At 35.2% G+C, this 21,387-nt stretch carries 15 protein-coding genes; all 15 read left to right on the top strand.

The features are described from left to right. Positions 1-111 precede the first annotated feature (111 nt). The 15 genes from ACTQ54_RS00315 (at position 112) to ACTQ54_RS00385 (ending at position 21,319) form a co-directional block, all read left to right on the top strand. Positions 112-1,803: a sensor histidine kinase gene (locus ACTQ54_RS00315; RefSeq protein WP_441753841.1), complete on the top strand. Its 1,692-nt coding sequence runs from the start codon at positions 112-114 to the stop codon at positions 1,801-1,803. Next, positions 1,784-3,064 carry a response regulator transcription factor gene (locus ACTQ54_RS00320; protein ID WP_441753842.1) on the top strand — a complete coding sequence of 427 codons (1,281 nt, stop codon included), beginning with the start codon at positions 1,784-1,786 and terminating at the stop codon, positions 3,062-3,064. The genes ACTQ54_RS00315 and ACTQ54_RS00320 overlap by 20 nt, the downstream gene beginning before the upstream one ends. Continuing rightward, entirely contained in the window at positions 3,057-3,710 is a 654-nt protein-coding gene (locus ACTQ54_RS00325; RefSeq protein WP_441753843.1) for a hypothetical protein, read from the top strand. Before ACTQ54_RS00320 ends, ACTQ54_RS00325 begins: the two co-directional genes overlap by 8 nt. A 66-nt stretch (positions 3,711-3,776) precedes the next feature. After that, entirely contained in the window at positions 3,777-4,952 is a 1,176-nt protein-coding gene (locus ACTQ54_RS00330) for an ROK family protein (protein ID WP_441753844.1), read from the top strand. Positions 4,953-5,107: 155 nt separating this feature from the next. Then, the gene (xylA, locus tag ACTQ54_RS00335; RefSeq protein ID WP_441753845.1) at positions 5,108-6,415 is read left to right on the top strand and encodes a xylose isomerase; all 1,308 of its coding nucleotides are present in this window, start codon (positions 5,108-5,110) and stop codon (positions 6,413-6,415) included. Positions 6,416-6,425: 10 nt separating this feature from the next. Continuing rightward, on the top strand, positions 6,426-7,919 hold the full coding sequence (gene xylB, locus ACTQ54_RS00340; RefSeq protein ID WP_441753846.1) for a xylulokinase: 1,494 nt from the start codon (positions 6,426-6,428) through the stop codon (positions 7,917-7,919). A gap of 245 nt (positions 7,920-8,164) precedes the next feature. Then, a complete protein-coding gene (locus ACTQ54_RS00345) occupies positions 8,165-9,253 on the top strand; it encodes an alpha-L-arabinofuranosidase C-terminal domain-containing protein (protein ID WP_441753847.1) in 1,089 nt (362 codons plus the stop codon). Between the two features lie 71 nt (positions 9,254-9,324). Further along, a complete protein-coding gene (locus tag ACTQ54_RS00350) occupies positions 9,325-11,100 on the top strand; it encodes a family 43 glycosylhydrolase (protein ID WP_441753848.1) in 1,776 nt (591 codons plus the stop codon). 421 nt (positions 11,101-11,521) lie between these two features. Then, positions 11,522-12,703, top strand: a complete 1,182-nt coding sequence (locus ACTQ54_RS00355) for an MFS transporter (protein WP_441753849.1) — start codon at positions 11,522-11,524, stop codon at positions 12,701-12,703. Between the two features lie 854 nt (positions 12,704-13,557). Further along, on the top strand, positions 13,558-14,973 hold the full coding sequence (rhaB, locus tag ACTQ54_RS00360) for a rhamnulokinase (protein WP_441753850.1): 1,416 nt from the start codon (positions 13,558-13,560) through the stop codon (positions 14,971-14,973). A gap of 13 nt (positions 14,974-14,986) precedes the next feature. Continuing rightward, positions 14,987-16,240, top strand: coding sequence for an L-rhamnose isomerase (rhaA, locus tag ACTQ54_RS00365; RefSeq protein ID WP_441753851.1), 1,254 nt, complete (start codon positions 14,987-14,989; stop codon positions 16,238-16,240). A 15-nt stretch (positions 16,241-16,255) separates the two neighbouring features. Further along, the gene (gene rhaD, locus ACTQ54_RS00370; RefSeq protein WP_441753852.1) at positions 16,256-17,080 is read left to right on the top strand and encodes a rhamnulose-1-phosphate aldolase; all 825 of its coding nucleotides are present in this window, start codon (positions 16,256-16,258) and stop codon (positions 17,078-17,080) included. Between the two features lie 1,664 nt (positions 17,081-18,744). Continuing rightward, entirely contained in the window at positions 18,745-19,587 is an 843-nt protein-coding gene (gene kduI, locus ACTQ54_RS00375) for a 5-dehydro-4-deoxy-D-glucuronate isomerase (RefSeq protein ID WP_441753853.1), read from the top strand. A 45-nt stretch (positions 19,588-19,632) separates the two neighbouring features. Beyond that, a complete protein-coding gene (locus tag ACTQ54_RS00380) occupies positions 19,633-20,436 on the top strand; it encodes a gluconate 5-dehydrogenase (RefSeq protein ID WP_441753854.1) in 804 nt (267 codons plus the stop codon). Between the two features lie 106 nt (positions 20,437-20,542). Next, positions 20,543-21,319 (top strand): IclR family transcriptional regulator, encoded by a 777-nt coding sequence (locus ACTQ54_RS00385; RefSeq protein WP_441753855.1) that lies wholly within the window; start codon positions 20,543-20,545, stop codon positions 21,317-21,319. Positions 21,320-21,387 lie beyond the last annotated feature (68 nt).

Here is a 21,387-nt window from a genome sequence, read left to right on the forward strand (position 1 = left end):
ATGAAGCGTTTTCGCGATATGAGGTTAGTGTTTTAAATGCTTCATTTTACTGTAGTTATATTCTAAAATGATTTTTATAAGAGAAATAGGTAAATCAATGAGGTAATTAAAATGATTAAAGTTAAGTATTATTTGTATCTACTTGGAGCATTCCTAGTAAGTACCTTAATTCTTCTAGGGGTATTTTATAGATATTCCACCGATTCATTAAATGATAGTTTATATAAAATAGTGACAAGTCAAGTTGATTATACTAGTAATACTCTCTTAAATAAAACTAAATCAATTGAAAATATCGCTATGTCTATTTTAACGGATGATACTGTTCGTTTTTTAGAATTAAGAATAAACTCTCATCAATATGATATGTATGATTATATTAGTGATTTACGGGCGATAAAATCAAAAATTCAATTGGAAGCAAATCGTGATTATGACATACAAGCAATTCACATTTATTGGCCTGAAATAGAATTGATTATTTCTAGTGAAACAATGATGAACGTAAATAAAAAACCATGGATTAAAGCGGTGCCAGCAGAGCGACAAGCTTGGATAAATAATCAAAATATCTTATCTTTCTCTTCATCTTACCCATATGTTCCAACTGAACAAGGAGGAATTGAATACAGTGTTATTATAGAGATGAATAATACTTTTTTACAGTCGATTCAATCAGTGTCACCAAATATAGAAGAGTCATTTTCAATTTTAAAACTGCCACAAGGTGATTATTTATATACATATGGGGATGGTTACAATTATTTAAATGAAACAATTTCATCTCTTGAATCAATCAGAGATATTTCTGGAGAAAATAAAAATTTGAACAATTTATCTCGTACAATCGGTAATACTGGAATAGAATTAATTACATATTACGATAATAATGACCTTTTGATCCCAATCAATAGAATAACGCAAATAACTGTGTTTTTCTTTTGTTTGGTAATAATATCAGGTTTAATTTTAATTCAATTATTTAATCGAAGTATATCTAAAAACATATTGAAATTAACCGATGGATTTAAGAAAGTAGAAAATGGGAATTTTACAACTGAAATTATTTCTACTACAAATGTTGAATTTAACTATGTTTTCACACAATTTAATCAAATGACTAAAGGAATTGATAAATTATTATATTCATTTGATAATGAATATAAACGAAGAAGTATTGCCGAAATAAAACAGTTACAATCACAAATTAACCCACACTTTTTATACAATTCTTTGTTTTATTTAGTTTCAATGGCAGATAACCCTGAAGCAGTTAGAAAGATGGCACAACATTTAGCGGATTATTATAAATATAGAACTGTAAATCATGACTTTGTAACTATAGAGGATGAAATAATGTTTGCAAAATCATACTTAGAAATAATGACGCTTAGAAAATTTATTCAATACAAAATTGTGGTAGATAAAGACTTAAACGATGAAATGATACTGCCTTTGATTATTCAGCCAATAATTGAGAACGCTATACAACATGGAATTGAAGAAACTGAAGGTGCAAATCAAATTTATTTAACAATAAGAAAACACAATAATAAAATACAATTTAGTATTGAAGATGATGGTAGAAACATAAGGCCAGAACAAATTAAAATAATCACTCAAAATATTGATAGAAATGATTCTAAAAATAAATTCAGTATTGGTTTGTGGAATGTGAATCATCGGTTGAAAGCGTTTTACGGATGTGAATCAAAAATTAAACTAGACATGAGTGAATCCTTAGGTGGTCTATGTGTCAGCTTTGTAATAAGGATGGAGGATTATGAAATTAATAATAGTTGATGACGAAATGCATATTGTCGATTATATAAGTACACAAATTAATTGGAAAGAATTAGGTTTCAATGAAGTATTTTCAACAACAAGTCCAAGTAAAGCAAAAGAAATGATATTGAACACTCAACCTGATTTATTAATAACAGATATTAGAATGCCAAAAATTAGTGGTCTTGATTTAGCTGATGTAATCAAAACCAATAATTTATTAACTAAAGTAATAATAATTTCAGGTTACAGCGATTTTACTTATGCACAGCAAGCATTACGCCTAAGGACGGTTGATTATTTAATTAAGCCTATTGAATTATCAGAATTGATATCAGTAGTAAAAAGATCCTTTGATACTAACAATGCGATAAGAATTGATCATATTTTAGATGGGAAAAGTAAAAATTTATTTTTTATTGAAGCTTTATCGACCTTTGGAATAGAAAAAATTAATGAAAAGATTTACAGTGATTTACTTTATACCTGGGACTCAAACCTGCATAAAAATTCGGTTTCACTAAAGTATGAAGGTGAGTATCTTACTGTTTTTTCTAAGTATAATTCTATTATCAAAAAAAAATCTAATTCATTACGATACACGAAGAGTGATTTTTTCCATCAATTTTATAGTCATTTAAATATTCCAATTAGCAAATATAGTTTTCCAACAGAATTAAAGTTAATAATAAAAGAAAAAAACTGGAGAGAATTAATTGATCATGGTTCAATATTTTCTTTAGTTGATGAAAAAATGTATGTTCCTTTTGCATTTGATTTATTGTACTTACTGAGGGATGAGTTTTCTAGATTTATTGAAACTATTAATTTATCTGAATTACTCATTGATGTTTTTTCAATTAAAGATGTATTATTGGAAAATATAGAAGCAAAAATTAAAGTTGAAAATAGTTTGGAAAATCAACAAGGTATATCGGAAAAAACGATTATTGCAATAGAACAGTACATATTAGATAATTATAACAAGCAAATCTCTTTAGATATTCTTTCAGAGGTTTTTCATTTACATCCAGTTACTATTTCACGTTTGTTTAAGGCGATTACAGGAGAAACATTTTCAAAGTATTTAACTAGAGTGAGAATTGAAAACGCAGTTTATTTGTTAGAGAGCTCAAATTTACTTGTTAAAGATATTGCTGAGTTTGTTGGATATAACAAGACACAACATTTTATTAGTCTTTTTAAAGATTATTATGGCTTGACTCCACAAAAATATCGAAGAATTTATGTATTGGAGGAAAATAGTAACTATGATTGAAAGACAGTTTTCGTTTGTATGGAAGTGGGGCTTCTTAGTAGTAACCGTTAGTGTATTATGTTTAATTTTTAACTTACCTTATCTATATTTGTTTTTAAATATGTTAACATCAACATCAATGAATGAAGTAGGAACATTATTCGTGACAGCTATCATTTTGATCCCTTTCGTATTTTCGCCCAGTTTATTAATGATATTAAAGTATGTTAGAAATGATTATTTAAATAAGAATAACGGAATTAAATTAGTATTTCAGTATTATAAGGAAAATTATTTAAATGCAATTAGTCATGGCTTTATCTTTATCTTTATTGTTTTTATTGTATATGCTGTTTATTGGTTTTATAGTCAATATTTTATTATTCCATACCAGATTTTATCGATTGTTTATTTAATTATTTCTGTTTTATATATATTTGTTTCACTATATTCAATCGATCGTGAGGAAAAAATAATCGAATATTGGAAAAAAACGGTTAGAATCTGGTTAAATCATCCCATTCTTTGTATATATATGATTTCTTTTATTTATTTTATTGGATATATTTCTACATTAAATGGAGCTTTATTATTATTTGCAGCACCAGGTGTAATCATCTATATTGTTAGATACTTCTATTTTGAAATGATGATCAAAACAGTATAATGTATTTATTCATATTCTCCTAAATCTGAATAAATACTATTAGGCACTTAGTTAAGGAGTTTACAGATGGTTACCGATAAATATATTATTAGAGAACAAAATGAAGCGCTAGTTTTAAATACAATTATTAGAGAAAAGCAGATTTCCAGAGCAAAAATTTCCACAATGAGTGGTTTGAACAAAGCTTCTGTTTCATCAATTACAAAAAAATTAATCGAAGAGGATTTAATTCTAGAGATTGGTGAAGGAGAATCAAAACTACTGGGTGGAAGAAAACCAATTATTCTTTCCTTTAACAAAAAAGCTGGGTTAGTATTATCAATGGATTTAGGCCCGGATTATATTTCGGGCATGTTAACGTATTTAGATGGAGAAATTGTGGACTACGAAATATTCGAACACATAAATCTTAATGCATTTAATATATTCACTTATATTGTGGCTTTATACACACAATTAACCACAATTAATATCGCTGATTTTACCCATGGAATGATTGGTCTAAGCTTGGCGATACACGGGACAGTTATTGATAATCAAATAAGAATTACTCCAAATTATCAAATAGGGAATGACTTCATCACACAATTAGAAAATTATTTTAAGATACCCATTTACTTAGAAAATGAAGCCAATTTAGCGGCTTTAGGTGAATATTGTTTTTCGAATGAATATGATTATTTACTCAATTTAAATATTCATCGGGGGATAGGGTCTGGTTTTATACAAAATGGTCATATATATGAAGGATCTAGAGGGTATAGTGGTGAGATTGGTCATACCATTATCGTACCGGATGGCAAAAAATGCCCATGTGGTAATAAAGGTTGCTTGGAACAATATGCCTCTAATGCTGTTTTAATTGAGTCGATCAAAGAAAAGCTTGCTCTTGAACATTTAATAATAAATGAAGTTGGACAACTTTATCATACAAATAAAGAAGTTAAAGATATTTTGTTACAAAATGCAAAGTATTTAAGCATTGCGATAAACAATTTAGCTGTTTTATTTGATCCAGAAGTTGTGATTATTAATCATCCTTTATATCACGAATTACCTGAATTGATTGAAGAAATACAGAATAGAATGATTAGTTCTTTAACTGATAATATTGCTTTACAAGTGAGTAATTTATTAAATCAAGCAACACTTTTAGGAGGCGTCGCGAATGTTATTAAAAAGTATTTAAATATAGAAGATTTAAAATTAACAAGCTTAACGTCACTACATACTGAAGGATAAAATCTGTAGTGACGTTTTTATTTATTTAAAATGAATGAAAGCGGTTGACTATCAAATGGAGCTAGCGTATAATTTATTCGAGAGTTAGTTAGCACGATAAACAAACGTTCGTTGTAAAGGGTAAAATTCAAAAAAATCATTAAAGGAGCTCAACCATGACATATTTTCCAAATTTTGACAAAGTAGTATTTGAAGGAAACCAAACGAAAAATCCATTTGCTTTCCGTCACTATAATCCAGAAGAAGAAGTATTGGGTAAACCAATGAAAGAACATTTGCGTTTTGCCTTAGCCTACTGGCATACGATTACGCAAGACGGTGGAGATCCATTTGGTGATGGAACTTACATTCGTACTTGGGACGGCGAAACACCGATGGAAACAGCTAAAAACAGAGTCGATGCTTTTTTTGAATTATTAGTAAAGTTACAAGTAGAATATTTCTGCTTCCACGACGTAGATATTGCACCTCAAGGGGATTCACTCGAAGAATTTTTCCAAAATTTAGATGAAGTAACAGACTATATTAAAGAAAAAATGGATGAAACAGGCGTTAAGTTATTATGGAATACTGCTAATATGTTCACCCATCCTCGCTTTATGAATGGTGCTGCTTCATCAAACAGTGCAGATGTATTTGCTTATGCAGCAGCTCAAGTGAAAAAGGGCTTAGATCTAAGTAAAAAATTAGGTGGTTTAAACTATGTGTTCTGGGGCGGTCGTGAAGGATACGAATCATTAATCAATACCGACATTGCTTTTGAACAAGATAATATAGCACGTTTCTATAGAATGGCCATTGCCTATTCTGAAAAGATTGGGCACAAGATTCCATTTTTAATTGAACCAAAACCAAAAGAGCCAAGTACTCACCAATACGACTATGATGCAGCTACTTCTATGGCATTTTTATTGAAATATGATTTAGAAGATCACTTTAAGTTAAACTTAGAAGGAAATCACGCGACATTAGCTGGTCATACTTTTGAACATGAATTGCATGTGGCTCGTACTTTCAATGCTTTAGGTTCAATGGATGCTAACCATGCAGAAAAAATGTTAGGTTGGGATACGGATGAGTTCCCTTATAACATTTACGATACGACTTTTGCCATGTATGAAGTTCTAGAAAATGATGGTATTGCACCTGGTGGCATTAACTTTGACTCTAAATTACGTCGTACATCGATTGATATGGATGACTTAGCTTTAGGTCATATTGCTGGTATGGATGCATTCGCTCGTGGCTTGAAAGCAGCGGCGAAATTAAAAGAAGACCGTTTCTTTGATGAATTGAAAGAAAAGCGCTATGCAAGCTACAAATCTGGTATTGGACTTGAAATCACTGAAGATAAAACAGATTTTGATTTATTAACCGAGTATGCTCTTAAAAATGACGATATTCAGCTAGAATCCAGTCACTTAGAATATGTTAAATCTTTAATCAATGATTATTTAGTTTAGGAGTTTGCTTATGAGTTATGTATTAGGCATTGATTTAGGCACAAGCTCTTTGAAGGGTCTATTAATGAATCAACAAGGAGAAATTGTTGAAACTGCGACTGCTTCATATGAGCTTTACCACCCTAAACCAGGCTATTCCGAACAAAATCCAGAAGATTGGTACACTGCCTGTGTCGAAGTGTTTGAACAACTTAATGATCAGGTGGAAGACTTTAATGACCGACTTGAAGGGATCAGTTTTTCTGGTCAAATGCACAGTCTCGTTTTGTTAGATGAAAATTTAGAGGTTTTACGGCCGGCTATTTTATGGAATGACGTCCGAACAACGGCGGAATGCGATTTTATTATGTCCACTTTTAAAGACGAACTGTATGACATTACGAAAAATCGTGCCTTAGAAGGTTTTACCTTACCAAAAATATTGTGGGTGCAAAAACATGAACCTGAAATTTGGAGCCAAGTTGCCCATATTTTATTACCAAAAGACTATTTAAGGTTAAAACTAACAGGTCAATTCCACATGGACTATTCCGATGCAGCCGGAACCCTATTGTTTGATATCAACCAAAAAAAATGGTCAACCAGCATTTTAGATCAATTTAACATCCCAATAAATACTTTGCCTGAAGCCGTAGAAGCCACTGCTTTCGTCGGCGTTTTAAAAGCAGACTCGGTAGCGAATGTGATATTTACTCAGGAAGTGAAGGTGTTTGCAGGTGGAGCAGATAATGCTTGCGCGGCACTGGGCGCTGGGGTGATGGATACGGCGACGGGGATGAGTAGTATTGGGACTTCGGGGGTCTTTTTAAGCTATGAGGAGGACGGGCAGAGTGATTACGAAGGCAAATTGCATCTGTTCAATCATGTGATTCCAAATGCTTACTATTCAATGGGTGTGACTTTGGCGGCAGGGCATAGTTTGAGCTGGTTTAAAGACAATTTCGCTAGTGATTTATCTTTTGATGCGTTATTGGATGGAATTGAAAGTATTCCTGTTGGATCCAATGGGCTGCTGTTTACCCCATACATCAGTGGGGAACGGACGCCGCATATCGATAGCGCGATTCGGGGGAGCTTTATTGGAATGGATGCGTCACATCATTTGACACACTTTACCCGTGCTGTCATAGAAGGGATTACTTTTTCCCTGAAAGATTCTCAAAAGCTAATGGACGAGGCGGCTCAACGACATTTTAAGAAGATTATTTCGGTCGGTGGTGGTGCACAAAATAAAACTTGGCTACAAATTCAAGCCGATATCTTTAATGCGCCGGTAGTTGCGTTAAGTTCGGAGCAAGGACCCGGTTTAGGAGCAGCGATGATTGCTGCGCTGGGCTTAAAATGGTTTGATTCAGTTGTAGCATGTGTGGAAACTTTTGTGCAGTACAAAGAAGCGGTTAATCCGATTGCAGAAAATGTTGCGCAATATGAGAAAATTTATCCATTATACCGCAAAGTTTATGCCCAAACCAAAGTCCTGTCTGCTGAACTGGCACAAATTTAAATTGATATTTGCTGAACACTCTCTTAAAACCAGAGCGTTCAGCTTTTTATTTGAATAAATATCCCTGCAGATGCAGATGATCGTAATTAGACTTAAAAGTGCCTCCCAACTGTCAGATTGACCCTGGATTAGACGAAAAGTAGCCTGTTATTCGTCAGATTGACCCTGAATTAGACGAAAAGTAGCCTGTTATTCGTCACATTAGGCTTGGATCAGACGAAAAGTAGCCTGTTATTCGTCACTTAGTGGAATATCTTAATGTCGATAAAGGGACATATTGGTCTGATTTAAGAAGAAGTCACGGAGTAGAAGAACCTTACGGCATTAAAACTTGGTGCTTAGGTAATGAGATGGATGGCGAATGGCAAATTGGTCAAAAATCTGCTGAAGAATATGGGAAATTAGCTTTAGAAACCGCAAAAGTAATGAAATGGGTCGATGATTCGATTGAACTGGTTGTTTGTGGTAGCTCAAGTTCGAGTCGTCCAACCTTTGTTGACTGGGAGTTAACTGTCCTTGATTATACTTATGACCATGTGGAATATTTATCATTGCACCAATACTATGACAATAAGACCGATGATTTAGCTGGTTTCTTAGCCAAATCTGAAGACATGGACCGCTTTATTAAGTCGGTCGTTGCGATTTGTGACACTGTAAAAGCTAAAAAACGTAGTGATAAAACAATGATGCTTTCGTTTGTTGAGTGGAATGTATGGTATCACTCCAATGAAGAAACAGACAATGCAAAACCTTGGCAACAAGCTCCACATATTTTAGAAGACATTTATAATTTTGAGGATGCTTTATTAGTAGGTAGCATGATTATTACTTTGTTGAAAAATTCAGACCGAGTGAAAATTGCTTGTCTGGCTCAATTAGTAAACGTGATTGCCCCAATTATGACTGAAAAAGATGGCCCAGCTTGGAAGCAAACGATTTATTATCCATTTGCTCAAGCATCTAATTATGGTCGTGGACTTGCTTTAAATACCATGGTTGATGTTGAAAAGTACGACACTGAAAAAATAAAAGAGGTGCCTTACTTAGATTCAGTGGCTATTCATAACGAAGAAGCGAATGAGTTAGTCATCTTTGCAGTCAACAAACATCTAACAGATGAAATCGAAATCGAGCTTGACAGTGATTTTGAGTTGATTTCTGTTATTGAAGCAACTGAAATGATGGGCTATAATAAGAAATATATCAATACTGCAAATAGTCAAGAGGTTGTTCCAAAAGATACCGATAATGTGAAGATATCAAATTCAAAAGCAAGCGTTACTTGCCAACCACTTTCGTGGAATATGGTACGTATTAAATTAGCTGAATAAAAAAATTAAAGTCTAGAAAATCTTTCAACAGGTTTTTTAGACTTTTTCAATAAATAATAAGGAGAGAGCACATGGCATACTTATTTGCTCATTTTATTAGCGAACAAAAAGATGGCGAGCAAGTTTATTTTAGCGTAAGTAAAGATGGCTTACACTTCACCGATTTAAACGAAGGCTTCCCTGTTTTAAAATCAGAAATTGGAGAAAAAGGGGCACGTGATCCCTTTCTAGTGCGTGACCAATCCAATGATAAATTTTATTTGATTGCTACTGACCTTAGAATTGAAAAAGGTTTGGGCTGGCAACATGCGATTACTAACGGAAGTAGGGATATGCTGGTCTGGGAGTCTAAGGATTTGATTTATTGGGGTGAGCCTTGGAAGGTCACTTTAGCGCCTGAAGATGCGGGTAATTTATGGGCACCTGAAGTGATTTACGACCGTGAAGCGGAGTCGTTTTTAGTTTTCTGGGCGTCTCAAGTAGATGGCAAACATGATATGTATTATGCTCATACTTCGGATTTCCGCAATTTTAGTGAGCCAGCTAAATTTTTAGAAAAAACAATGGATGTCATTGATTCTACTATTGCTTACAGTGATGGCATGTATTATCGCTTTACAAAAAGTGAAGAAAATAGTCGGGTTTTTATGGACAAGAGTTCAAGTTTGTTAGGTGAGTATACGGAAGTGACTTCTGAATACTTAGCGGACTTGGAAGGTGTCGAAGGACCAGAAATCTATCTCTTGCCTGATGGCGAAACTTGGGCATTAATCTTAGACCACTTTAAAGCGGGCACTGGCTACGGGATTGCTGTGACAAAAGACTTAGCAAGTGGTGAGTTTAAAGCTTTGGATGCTTCAGAATATGATATGGGTGAAACTATCAAGCGTCATGGTGGAGTCCTACAAATTACGGATGAAGAATATGACCGCTTGTTGAAATATTACAAGCAAAATAATCCAATTCTCCCTGACTTGCATGCTGATCCAGATATTGTGGCTTTTAATAATAAATATTATATTTATCCAACGACTGATGGTTTTACTAACTGGTCAGGTCATACTTTTTCAGTCTTTGAATCAGAAGACTTGCAGACATTTGAAAATAAAGGTCAAATTCTTGACCTCGCTTCTGATCAAGTGGCGTGGACGACTGGTAATGCATGGGCGCCTTGTTGTACTGAAAAAGATGGACGCTATTATTATTACTTTACAGGTAAGGGCGAGTCTGGCCAGTCAGGGATTGGGGTTGCGGTAAGTGACCATCCAACTGGACCATTCAAAGCAATGGATGAACCAATTTTAAGTCCTTCACTTGTTGAAAGGGAAGATTTGAGACTTTCTTCTGTAATCGATCCTTCGATTTATGAAGAAGATGGTGTGTATTATTTATTATTTGGTAATGGTTATTCTGGTGTCATTGTGGAGTTAAATGATGACATGGTGTCTGTGAAGGAAGAAACGATGCGGCTGATTGAAGGCATGGTTGATTTCCGTGAGGCTGTGACTGTCCTTAAACGTGGCGGGCTCTATCATTTCACTTGGTCATGTGACGACACGCGTTCTGAAAATTATCATGTCAATTACGGGACATCAAAATCACTTTATGGTCCAATTGACTATCATTATCCAATTCTTGAAAAAATTCCTGAACGAAATATTTTCGGCACAGGTCACCATAGTATTTTAAAAGTTCCAAATGAAGATACTTATTATATTGCCTACCACCGCTTCGGTTTGCCACTTGAAAACTTTGAGAACAAAGATGAACATGGCTATAACCGAGCAACTTGCTTATCGCCACTCGATTTTGATGAAAAAGGCTACATGCGTAAAGTGATTCAATAAATGTGGGTGAAGTGAGGCATATAGGTAAAAGCTTTATTTGTGTGTAATTTGATACAGATAGGGCGATGTGCTTTTTGGAAGTGATGCGGTGAAGGTTGTTAAGTGAAAACCTTTGGACTTGGAGCAAAGCTTGATTTGAGAGAAAACTGATGAGCCAGGGGAATCCTTGTTTTATGTGAAAACCGTTGGCTTGTGAAATTTTTGTGAGTGATTAAATAAACATGGGGAAAGTGTTTCCTCATGTTTATTCATTTAAGTTGTTGATGTGCTTTATTTTAGTTGTTCTTTAATTGCCGATTTAGTAGTTGATGCAAATAGTGGGGCTTTATTATTTATTAGCTTGCTTAAATGTTGTTGTCCAATACTAGGTATTAGAGAGGCTATTTATTATTTATTTATATAATCGTATGGAGGGGAAGAAGTGAAAAACGCTTCGTTTTTTAGTCGTCTGTCGTCCAATGAAAAATATATTGTCAAATGTATGTATTATGTATTTGCTGTAAATGGTTTGTATGCCATGATTATGGGGCCGTTGCTACCATATATTAGTGAAGCTTACCAATTGAGTAATACAGTTAGCGGATCATTGATTTCTGCGCATTATACCGGAAATTTATTATCAAGTTTTATTGCTGGTATTTTACCAGCTTATATTGGTAGAAAAAATTCCGTTGTCTTATTAAGTAGTTTTGTGGTGGCTGGATTTTTACTAATGATTGTTACTGGGAATCCATTTCTATTACTGCTATCATTTTTCTTTACTGGGATAAGTCGTGGAAGTATTTCTAACTTTAACAATGCAACTATGAGTGAAATTACAGATGGTAATTCGGGCGCATTGAGTTTTATGCATGCGGTATTTGCGATTGGTGCCTTGATTGCACCTTACGTGGTTGTTGGTTCAGTGTCAATGTTAGGTTCAAATGGCTGGCGTCTTGCTGCTGTGATTATTATTATTTTAACAGTCATTTCAATTATCCTATTCTCACGCATGAAGTTAGATGAGAAAGCCACTGAGAAAAAATCTCCCTTATCTTACTCATTTATGAAGAAGAAGACTTTTTGGATTTTAGCTAGCATTTTGTTTTTCTATTTATGTGCAGAAGCAACTATCAATGGTTGGCTAGTGAAGTATTTTGTGGACTTAGAAATCTTTACAATTGCTTATTCGCAATTTCTAGCATCATTATTATGGATTGGGATTTTAATTGGACGTTTGGTAGTTTCAGCCATTGGACATCGTTTTACCAATAAACAAATCCTTTATGTACTATCGGCAGTGACGACTGTGTTATTTATTGTATTATTAACTTCACGTGATTCAATAATTATTACACTAGCAATTTTCGGTCTTGGTCTTTCCATGGCTGGAATTTACCCAACTACGATTGCAGCTACGGGTGGATTTATTAAAGAATATCCGATGGCAATGGGAATTCTGCTTGTACTGGGTGGACTAGGTTCCATTCTAATGCCGATTATTACTGGTGCATTGGCCGATCAATTCGGAATCTTGTTTGGTATGGCAGCCATCGTTGTTGCGTTGGCGTTACTAATTATATTTGTGTTTGCCTATGATTTAGATTCAAGAAATAAAGAATAGCTATATACTCGAAAAGCTTCCTGATTGTTGGGGAGCTTTTTTGTTTTGGCGTGGAGTGGAGGTGGGGAGACTGATGAAGTTGTTGGAGATTAGCTGTGTAGGATTTTGTGGGGTGCGTGTACTCTCTGAAGTGAGGGAGTGCGCGTAAACGTTCAAATTATTGAATGCTCACACTCCCTTGGGTGAGAGAGTGCACGTAAATTATGAAATCAAACTTGCGCGCTGTCTCATTTGAGGAGATAGCATGCTACTCCCTAAAAATTAACTTTGTGTGCTATGCCTACCAAGAGGGATAGCAAGCAATTTCATAAAATCCACTTTGTATGCTGTCCCCCACTAGAGAGATAGCACGTAACTCCCTAAAATAGGCTTTGTGTGCTATGCCTGTAATGAGAGATAGCACGCCTCCCCTTAAAATCCACTTTGTATGCTGTCCCTCGCAAGAGAGAGAAAGCACGCAACTCCTTAAAATAGACTTTGTATGCTATGCCTACCAAGAGGGATAGCATACATTGCTCTAAAATATCGTCCACTAGTTTTTCCTATATTACAGAAAACCTAACCCCCAACTCATCACAAAACTAACACTTCCTTCAGTCACACTATAAACTGCCACACCCCCAACTCCCCAAAAAACTACCCCACCTCTCTAGCAATACTCAAAAGCACCGCACATCACACTTACCCAACCCCAGGCAAATAAGGACAGTTTTTTGCCAAATACAGATATTTCTATATTTCATAGATCTAGTATAATAATATGTGATACCGTTTACATAAAGATCATCGTGACAGATTAGCAGCTCATATTTATTAAACAGAAAAGTTATTAATGGAGAGAGGAGATAGTGTGATTGGAACAACATCATTTGGCGGTTGATATTGGCGCCTCGAGCGGGCGTGTCATCGTGAGTTGGCTAGACCAAGCGAATCCAAAGGATCCGGAGCTTCGTTTAGAAGAAGTGCATCGTTTTGAAAATGGTGCGCATGACAAGAATGGTCAGTTGGTTTGGGACATTGATCATTTATTTATATCGATTAAAGAGGGGATTAAGGCAGCAGTTCGTTTAGGCTATCAGCCAAAAAGTTTGGGGATTGATAGTTGGGCGGTTGACTTTGTCTTGTTGGATGAGGAAGGTGAGCGTTTAACTGATGCGGTTGCGTATAGGGACAGTCGGACGGACGGGATAATGGAAGAGGTCTTCCAAACCGTATCTAAAGAGGAAATCTATGACCGGACAGGGATTCAATTTCAAACTTTCAATACCTTATATCAGTTGGTCGCTCTGAATAAATCAAATCCAGAAGTATTGCAGAAGGCACACACATTTTTAATGATTCCAGATTATTTAAACTACTTGCTGACAGGTGTGGCTGCAAATGAATATACCAACGCAAGCTCGACGCAATTTGTCAATATCGAAAGCAAGGATTGGGACAAGGAGCTTTTAGAAAAATTAGACTTGCCGACTCATTTCTTGCAAGAGATTCAATTACCTGGCACACATCTGGGGACTTTAAGCGAAGAAATTGCAGAAGAAGTTGGAGTTCAGTTAGAAGTTATTTTACCGGCAACTCACGACACGGCTTCGGCTGTGGTGGCAGTGCCTGAAAATAAGGAAACCTTATATTTGAGTTCAGGGACTTGGTCGCTACTTGGGATTGAAACTCTAGAACCGATTGCTACACCTCAAGCCTTGGCTTACAACTTTACTAACGAAGGTGGCGTTAATGGCCGCTATCGTTTCTTGAAAAACATTATGGGCTTGTGGATGATTCAAGAAGTCCGTCGTTTATTAGACAATCAATATTCTTTTGCGGACTTTGTAACGCTGGCTCGTATTGCAAAAGATTTTACCAGTACAGTCGATGTCAATGACAATCGCTTTTTAAGTCCTGACAATATGATAGGCGAAATTCAAGCGGCTTGTCGTGAAAGTGGGCAAGCAGTGCCAACAAATCCAGGAGAGTTGGCGCAGACAATATTTATTAGTTTGGCAAAAAGTTATACCCAGACCATTCAAGAAATTGAAAGCTTAAAAGGGATTAAGTATGAGCAGATTAATATTATTGGCGGTGGTAGTCAGAATGAATTATTGAACGAATTGCTTGCTCAGGAGAGTGGCTTGACGGTAGTGACTGGTCCTACTGAGGCGACAGCCATTGGGAATGCAGTCATTCAGCTAATTGCCACCAAGCAGATTAAAGATTTAGAGACGGCGCGTCAGATTATTCGCCAGTCTTTTGAAATTAAAGAATATAATAAATAAAGGAGAATAAGGCATGAGTGTAAATGAACGTTATAAATTAGCAAAAGCCCAGTATGAAGAATGGGGAATTGATGTAGAAGCTGCACTGGAAAAATTAAAGCAAGTTCCTATTTCAATCCATTGCTGGCAAGGGGACGATATTGGTGGATTTGAAGTAGACCAACAAGAATTATCTGGTGGGATTGATGTAACGGGAGATTATCCTGGTAAAGCAACTAATCCACAAGAATTACGTAGTGACATTGAAAAAGCATTGAGCTTAATTCCAGGAAAACACAGAATTAGCTTGCATGCTATTTATGCAGAAACAAATGGAGAAAAAGTTGAAAGAAATCAACTTAAACCAGAACACTTCCAAAACTGGATTGATTGGGCGAAAGAACATGACTTAGGTTTAGATTTTAACCCAACATTATTCTCACATCCTAAAGCAGCAGATGGCTTGACACTTAGTCACCCAGATCCTGAAATTCGTCAATTCTGGATTGACCACGTAAAAGCCAGCCGTCGTATCGCTGAACATATTGGTAAAGAATTAGGTAGTCCTACTTTAACAAACATTTGGATTCCAGATGGTTACAAAGATATTCCAGCAGACCGCTTAACGCCACGTTTACGCTTAAAAGAGTCCTTGGATGAAATTCTTTCTGATGAAATTTCAAAAGAATACAACTTGGATGCTGTGGAAAGTAAATTATTTGGTATTGGGTCTGAAGCTTATGTGGTTGGGTCGCATGAATTTTATATGGGCTACGCTATGCAAAATGATATTTTATGCTTGTTAGATTCTGGTCATTACCATCCAACTGAAGTGGTGTCTAATAAGATTTCTGCACTACTTTGCTTCAATGATCAAGTGGCACTTCATGTATCTCGTCCCGTTCGTTGGGATAGTGACCATGTGATTATCTTTGACGATGAATTAAAAGAAATTGGTCTAGAAATTGTTAGGAATGATGCTTTAGATAAAGTGAAAATCGGTCTAGATTTCTTTGATGCAAGTATTAACCGTGTGGCTGCTTGGGCAATCGGAACTAGAAACATTATCAAATCCTTGTTGTATGGTTTATTAATGCCTAACGATCAATTAAAAGAATGGCAAGATGAAGGCAATTATACGCAACGATTAGCAACTTTTGAGCAATTCAAAATGATGCCATTTGGCGCAATTTGGGATTACTACTGTGAACAAATGGATGTGCCAGCTGAAAATGACTGGATGAAAGAAGTTCTTGAATACGAAGAAAAAGAATTATCAAAACGATAAGAAAGCAGGGAAAAAATGACTAACAAAAATGCAATGGATGCTCCATTTATTCAGGAAATGATGGACATCACGCAAATAATGTGGCGCAATGGCTGGGATGAACGTAATGGTGGAAATATTAGTTATCGCCTTGATAAAGATGAAGTGGCAAAATATTTAGACTTAAACGATGTCAAACGCTCAATCGAATTAGAGTTCCCAGTTAAAGAACTGGCTAACGAATATTTTATTGTGACAGGTTCAGGTAAATTCTTCAAAAATATTCAAAAGAACCCAGAAGATACTTTAGCAGTCGTAAAAGTTGCTGAAGATGGGATGAGCATTGATTTATTATGGGGCTTAGTCAATGGCGGACGCCCAACTAGTGAATTAGCGTCACACTTTATGAGTCATATTGAAAGACTAAAAATTGATGAAAATCACCGTGTTATTATGCATTGCCATACAACTAACGTGATCGCAATGACATTTGTGCATGACCCATCGCCAAAAGCATTTACAAAAACACTTTGGAAAATGTGTACAGAATGTATCGTTGTTTTCCCAGAAGGTGTGTCACTTCTGCCATGGATGGTTCCAGGATCAAACGCTATCGGAGAAGCAACCGCTAAGGAAATGAAAGACCACCGCCTAGTTATTTGGCCACATCACGGTATTTTCGGTACAGGTGAATCCCTTGATGATGCTTTCAGTCTGATTGAAACTGCAGAAAAAGCTGCTGAAGTTTATATGTTAGTAGCCAGCCACCACAGCGGAGAAATCAAACAAACAATTACAGATGAAGAACTTCAAGAATTAGCAGACGCTTTCGGAGTCGTTCCAAATCCAAACTACCTATAAAATAAATAAATGCCTTGTATACTGACGGCTCTTTCGTCGGTAACAAGGCTTTTTATGCGGGGTAAAATATTGTTTTTCTTACATATTAAATCAGTTGGAAATCATGATAAGAACATGGTGTGACGATATGCAGATTTATTGTCTTTGTCAAAGTTTTGTGTTTGATTTTAAGTCGGAATGAATGGGAATGATTGTAAGCAGTCCAGCTACCATATTTGTTGAAACCAAGTGTCCAGTTTAATCTTGTTGTACAAGAAGACAAATGCCACTTAGAATTGAAGAGCCTAAGTGTGTTCAAGAAGTCAAAAAGCACTTAGGATGGAAAACTAAGTTTGTTCAAGGATCAAGTACCACTTAGAGTGGGGAAGGTCATGATATCAAATTTGTCGAGAATTCAAGTACTACTTTGTCCAATCTATCATCGGAATACAATAGATCGTTCATCGCTAAGCCAGTCTTACAATCCGATACAAATGTTCAAGTACCACCAAAAGCGAAAAAGCCTAAGATTTCATGGTTCAAGTACCACCTCGCTCAGAAATCTATCTAAATTTAGTAGTTCAAATACCTTTTACAGTCGTTTAATGCTGATTTAGAGGGTTTCAAGTACCTTTCGGCTAAAAATCGTCATTTATTCAAGACTCAAGTACCTTATTCGGCAAAAATGGTACTTGAACTCCCAATTTATAGGCGTTTTCCTTGTGAAGTGATACTTGAACCCCAAAAATCATGTTAAATATCAATCAGAGTGGTACCTGACTCAAAATAAACGCCAAAAATTTAATAAAGTGGTACCTCAACCCTGAATTTAGCCTGTTTTTTAACTGAGGTGGTACTTGAACTTAAAAAGGCTTTAATGCCAAATATGAATTAATTTATTAGGTGTCTTGTACAATCAAATAATAGTAGCTATTTCGCTCTAATTCTGATCCTCCATGAAGCGATCCACCAGTGTTATGAGTTTCAAGAATTCAAGTTAAATTATATAACTTTCGAGTATCAAATAAGATGAAAAGTAATCAAAAAAGAAGGCACTTATCGAATAGCTCTATTGCTTTTATACAAGTTATGGTAACGTATTCAATGGAGATGATTAATTATTTTTTATAAAATAAAAAGCTAGGGTTAATTCCAATAAATAGAATCATCAAATTGGAAGAGCAATCTCGAGTGAGTACGAGACAAGTAGGTTTCCAATGTGATTTTTGTCCAAATTGGTCAATATTAAATCGGAATATAGAATAAATTTTCCCAAATTATACTATGTCCACAAAAGCTTTTGAAAAAGGGACCACCTTTACATATTTAAATGAAACAAAGTAGCTTTGACTGGAAAGAAATCCAACCAAGCTCCCACGGCATAGAGATTTTCAACGCAGCTTATAAGGCCTTACCAATCAAAACGAGGATAGACTTTATCTAGCTGATAAAATCCGCAAACCTAAACAAATAGAGGAAAGAAAGACGATCTACCCTAGCTAGCAAAGCTGAATTTCTTGTAAGTCAATAGCATCACAGACCCTAATTAAATTCATTTATGAAAGGGCTTGACATTTGTTGAAATAATACCTATTATAAGAGTAAGGTTTCTATATAAGAACAAGCAGTTTCCTATATAGAAATAATAAATTAAATAAAAAAACAAACTAAAAGGAGAATGTTAGATGGAAACAGCATACAAAACGTATTACTCAAATGGTCCTAAAGACATTGAACATTATTCTACGGAACAATTAAGAAAAGACTTCTTGGTGGAAGAAATTTTCACACCAGGCAAAATTGTTCTTAACTACACACACCACGACCGTATGATTTTTGGGGGAGTTACTCCAACAGATGAAGAATTAGAAATCGTATTAAACAAGTCATTAGGTGTTGAATACTTCCTAGAAAGACGTGAATTAGGAGTTATTAACATTGGTGGACCAGGTGCCATTACAATTGAAGGCAATGAAGAACCAATGAAGAAACAAGATGGATTCTATATTGGAAAAGAAACAAAAGACATTCGTTTCAAATCTGATAATCCAAGTAACCCAGCTAAATTCTATGTGGTTTCTACACCAGCACATAAAGTGTACCCAACTGTTAAATTAGCGATTGATAATATTGAACCTAAAGTAACTGGTGAAAACAAAACATTGAATCACCGTTCTATTTACCAATATGTTCACCCAAATCAATGTGAAAGCTGTCAATTACAAATGGGTTATACAATTTTATCTGAAGGTAGCTCATGGAATACAATGCCAGCTCATACACATGAAAGACGTATGGAAACATACTTATACTTCGATATGGAACCAGATACTCGTGTAATGCACTTCATGGGTGAGCCAAGCGCTACTAAACATTTAGTGATGGCTAACGAACAAGCAACTATTTCTCCAAGCTGGTCAATTCATACCGGTGTGGGTACAAGTGACTACACATTTATTTGGGCAATGTGTGGAGAAAATATCACTTATGATGATATGGACTTCGTTGCTATGGAAGACTTGAAATAATAAATATTACAAATTAAGATCGACGAATAATCAGGAGGAAAATAAATGACAAACTTTTCAATGGATTCCTTTTCTCTGAAAGGAAAAGTTGCTCTAGTAACTGGAGCATCTTACGGAATTGGTTTTGCGATTGCTAGTGCACTTGCAGAAGCTGGAGCAACAATCGTATTTAATGACATCAATCAAACATTGGTTGATCAAGGGTTAGAAGGCTATAAAGCAGCAAATATTGAAGCTCATGGATATGTAGCTGACGTAACTAAAGAAGATGAAATAAATGAATTCATCTCTAAAGTTGAAAAAGATGTAGGACCAATTGATATTTTAGTGAATAACGCTGGAATTATTAAACGTATTCCTATGATTGAAATGACTGCTGAAGAATGGCGGCAAGTAATTGACATCGACTTAACAGGACCATTTATTATGGCTAAAGCAGTGATTCCTTCAATGATCGAAAGAGGTCACGGAAAAATCATTAACATTGCGTCAATGATGAGTGAGCTTGGACGTGAAACAGTAAGTGCGTATGCTGCTGCTAAAGGTGGTCTGAAAATGTTAACGAAGAATATTGCTGCTGAGTATGGTGAGCACAATATTCAAACAAATGCGATTGGACCTGGTTATATTGAAACACCTCAAACTGGTCCACTACGTGTAGCAGGACATCCATTTAATGAGTTTATTATTTCTAAGACTCCTGCAGCTCGTTGGGGAACAACAGATGATCTAAAAGGACCAGCAGTATTTTTAGCTTCTGATGCATCTAACTTTGTGAATGGACATACATTATATGTTGACGGTGGAATTTTAGCTTCTATCGGAAAACAACCAGCTTCAGATGACTAAATTTACTAATCAAATGAAAATGTGTTAATATAATGATAAACGACTTTGGATGATTTAAAATCTAAAGTCGTTTTTGATATATATATTTAAGGAGGAGGAATGAAAAATGGCGGAGAAAAAGTTATATGGAACAGTCCTTATTAAAGCTGATCAAATTTTAGATTTTCTCTATGATACGCCTACTCCGCAGTCTTTGAGTAGAATTTCAGAAAATACTGGCATCACAAAATCGACAATTTCTAAAATACTTGAGACCTTAGAGCACATTGGATATGTGTCTCGAAACAACCAAAATAAGACCTATTCCATTGGACAAAAAATTATTAAATACTCATCAAAAAAACAAGAATTATACCAATTCGATGATTCTGTTTTGCGTAAAATTGATGATTTATACGAAGCTTTTGATGAAACAGTCCACCTAGGAGTTTATCAAGCAGATCAAATAGTGACGACTAAAAAGATCCAATCTAGCAAATCTGTTATTTGTATTTCTTCTGACGTGGGCGACAAAAAAGAATTGTATAGTTCAGCAATGGGGAAAGCAGTCTTAGCAGAATTAGATGATGAATCTTTATTCAATTATATAAATGAAAAGAACTTCGTTGCTAAAACAGACAAAACTATTGCAGAAGCACAAAAATTACTTTCAGAAGTAGAAACTATTCGCTCACAAGGCTTTTCAATTGATGATGAAGAAAATGAAGAGGGAGTATTCTGTGTGGGGACTTCACTCGTAAGAGAAAGAAAGAATCAGCCTAAAGAAATACTAGGGGCTTTCAGTATGAGCCTTCCGGTATATCGGGCAACAGAAGACAAAGTTGAAGAAATTGTTGCTTCATTAATGTCGGTTAAACAATCCATTCAAAAAACATTAGTATAATTTACTATTAGACCGTCTTGTTGACATATCATTGCTATTTGGACAAAAAGAAGTTGCAAAAATCGTTA

This window comes from Fundicoccus sp. Sow4_H7, assembly GCF_052115865.1.
Lineage (GTDB): Bacteria > Bacillota > Bacilli > Lactobacillales > Aerococcaceae > Fundicoccus_A.

What these genes read in the sequence shown, in the direction of transcription:
- ACTQ54_RS00315 (WP_441753841.1), top strand. Translation starts at nt 112, where the DNA reads ATGATTAAAGTTAAGTATTATTTGTATCTACTTGGAGCATTCCTAGTA.
- ACTQ54_RS00320 (WP_441753842.1), top strand. Translation starts at nt 1,784, where the DNA reads ATGAAATTAATAATAGTTGATGACGAAATGCATATTGTCGATTATATA.
- ACTQ54_RS00325 (WP_441753843.1), top strand. Translation starts at nt 3,057, where the DNA reads ATGATTGAAAGACAGTTTTCGTTTGTATGGAAGTGGGGCTTCTTAGTA.
- ACTQ54_RS00330 (WP_441753844.1), top strand. Translation starts at nt 3,777, where the DNA reads ATGGTTACCGATAAATATATTATTAGAGAACAAAATGAAGCGCTAGTT.
- xylA (WP_441753845.1), top strand. Translation starts at nt 5,108, where the DNA reads ATGACATATTTTCCAAATTTTGACAAAGTAGTATTTGAAGGAAACCAA.
- xylB (WP_441753846.1), top strand. Translation starts at nt 6,426, where the DNA reads ATGAGTTATGTATTAGGCATTGATTTAGGCACAAGCTCTTTGAAGGGT.
- ACTQ54_RS00350 (WP_441753848.1), top strand. Translation starts at nt 9,325, where the DNA reads ATGGCATACTTATTTGCTCATTTTATTAGCGAACAAAAAGATGGCGAG.
- rhaA (WP_441753851.1), top strand. Translation starts at nt 14,987, where the DNA reads ATGAGTGTAAATGAACGTTATAAATTAGCAAAAGCCCAGTATGAAGAA.
- rhaD (WP_441753852.1), top strand. Translation starts at nt 16,256, where the DNA reads ATGACTAACAAAAATGCAATGGATGCTCCATTTATTCAGGAAATGATG.
- kduI (WP_441753853.1), top strand. Translation starts at nt 18,745, where the DNA reads ATGGAAACAGCATACAAAACGTATTACTCAAATGGTCCTAAAGACATT.
- ACTQ54_RS00380 (WP_441753854.1), top strand. Translation starts at nt 19,633, where the DNA reads ATGACAAACTTTTCAATGGATTCCTTTTCTCTGAAAGGAAAAGTTGCT.
- ACTQ54_RS00385 (WP_441753855.1), top strand. Translation starts at nt 20,543, where the DNA reads ATGGCGGAGAAAAAGTTATATGGAACAGTCCTTATTAAAGCTGATCAA.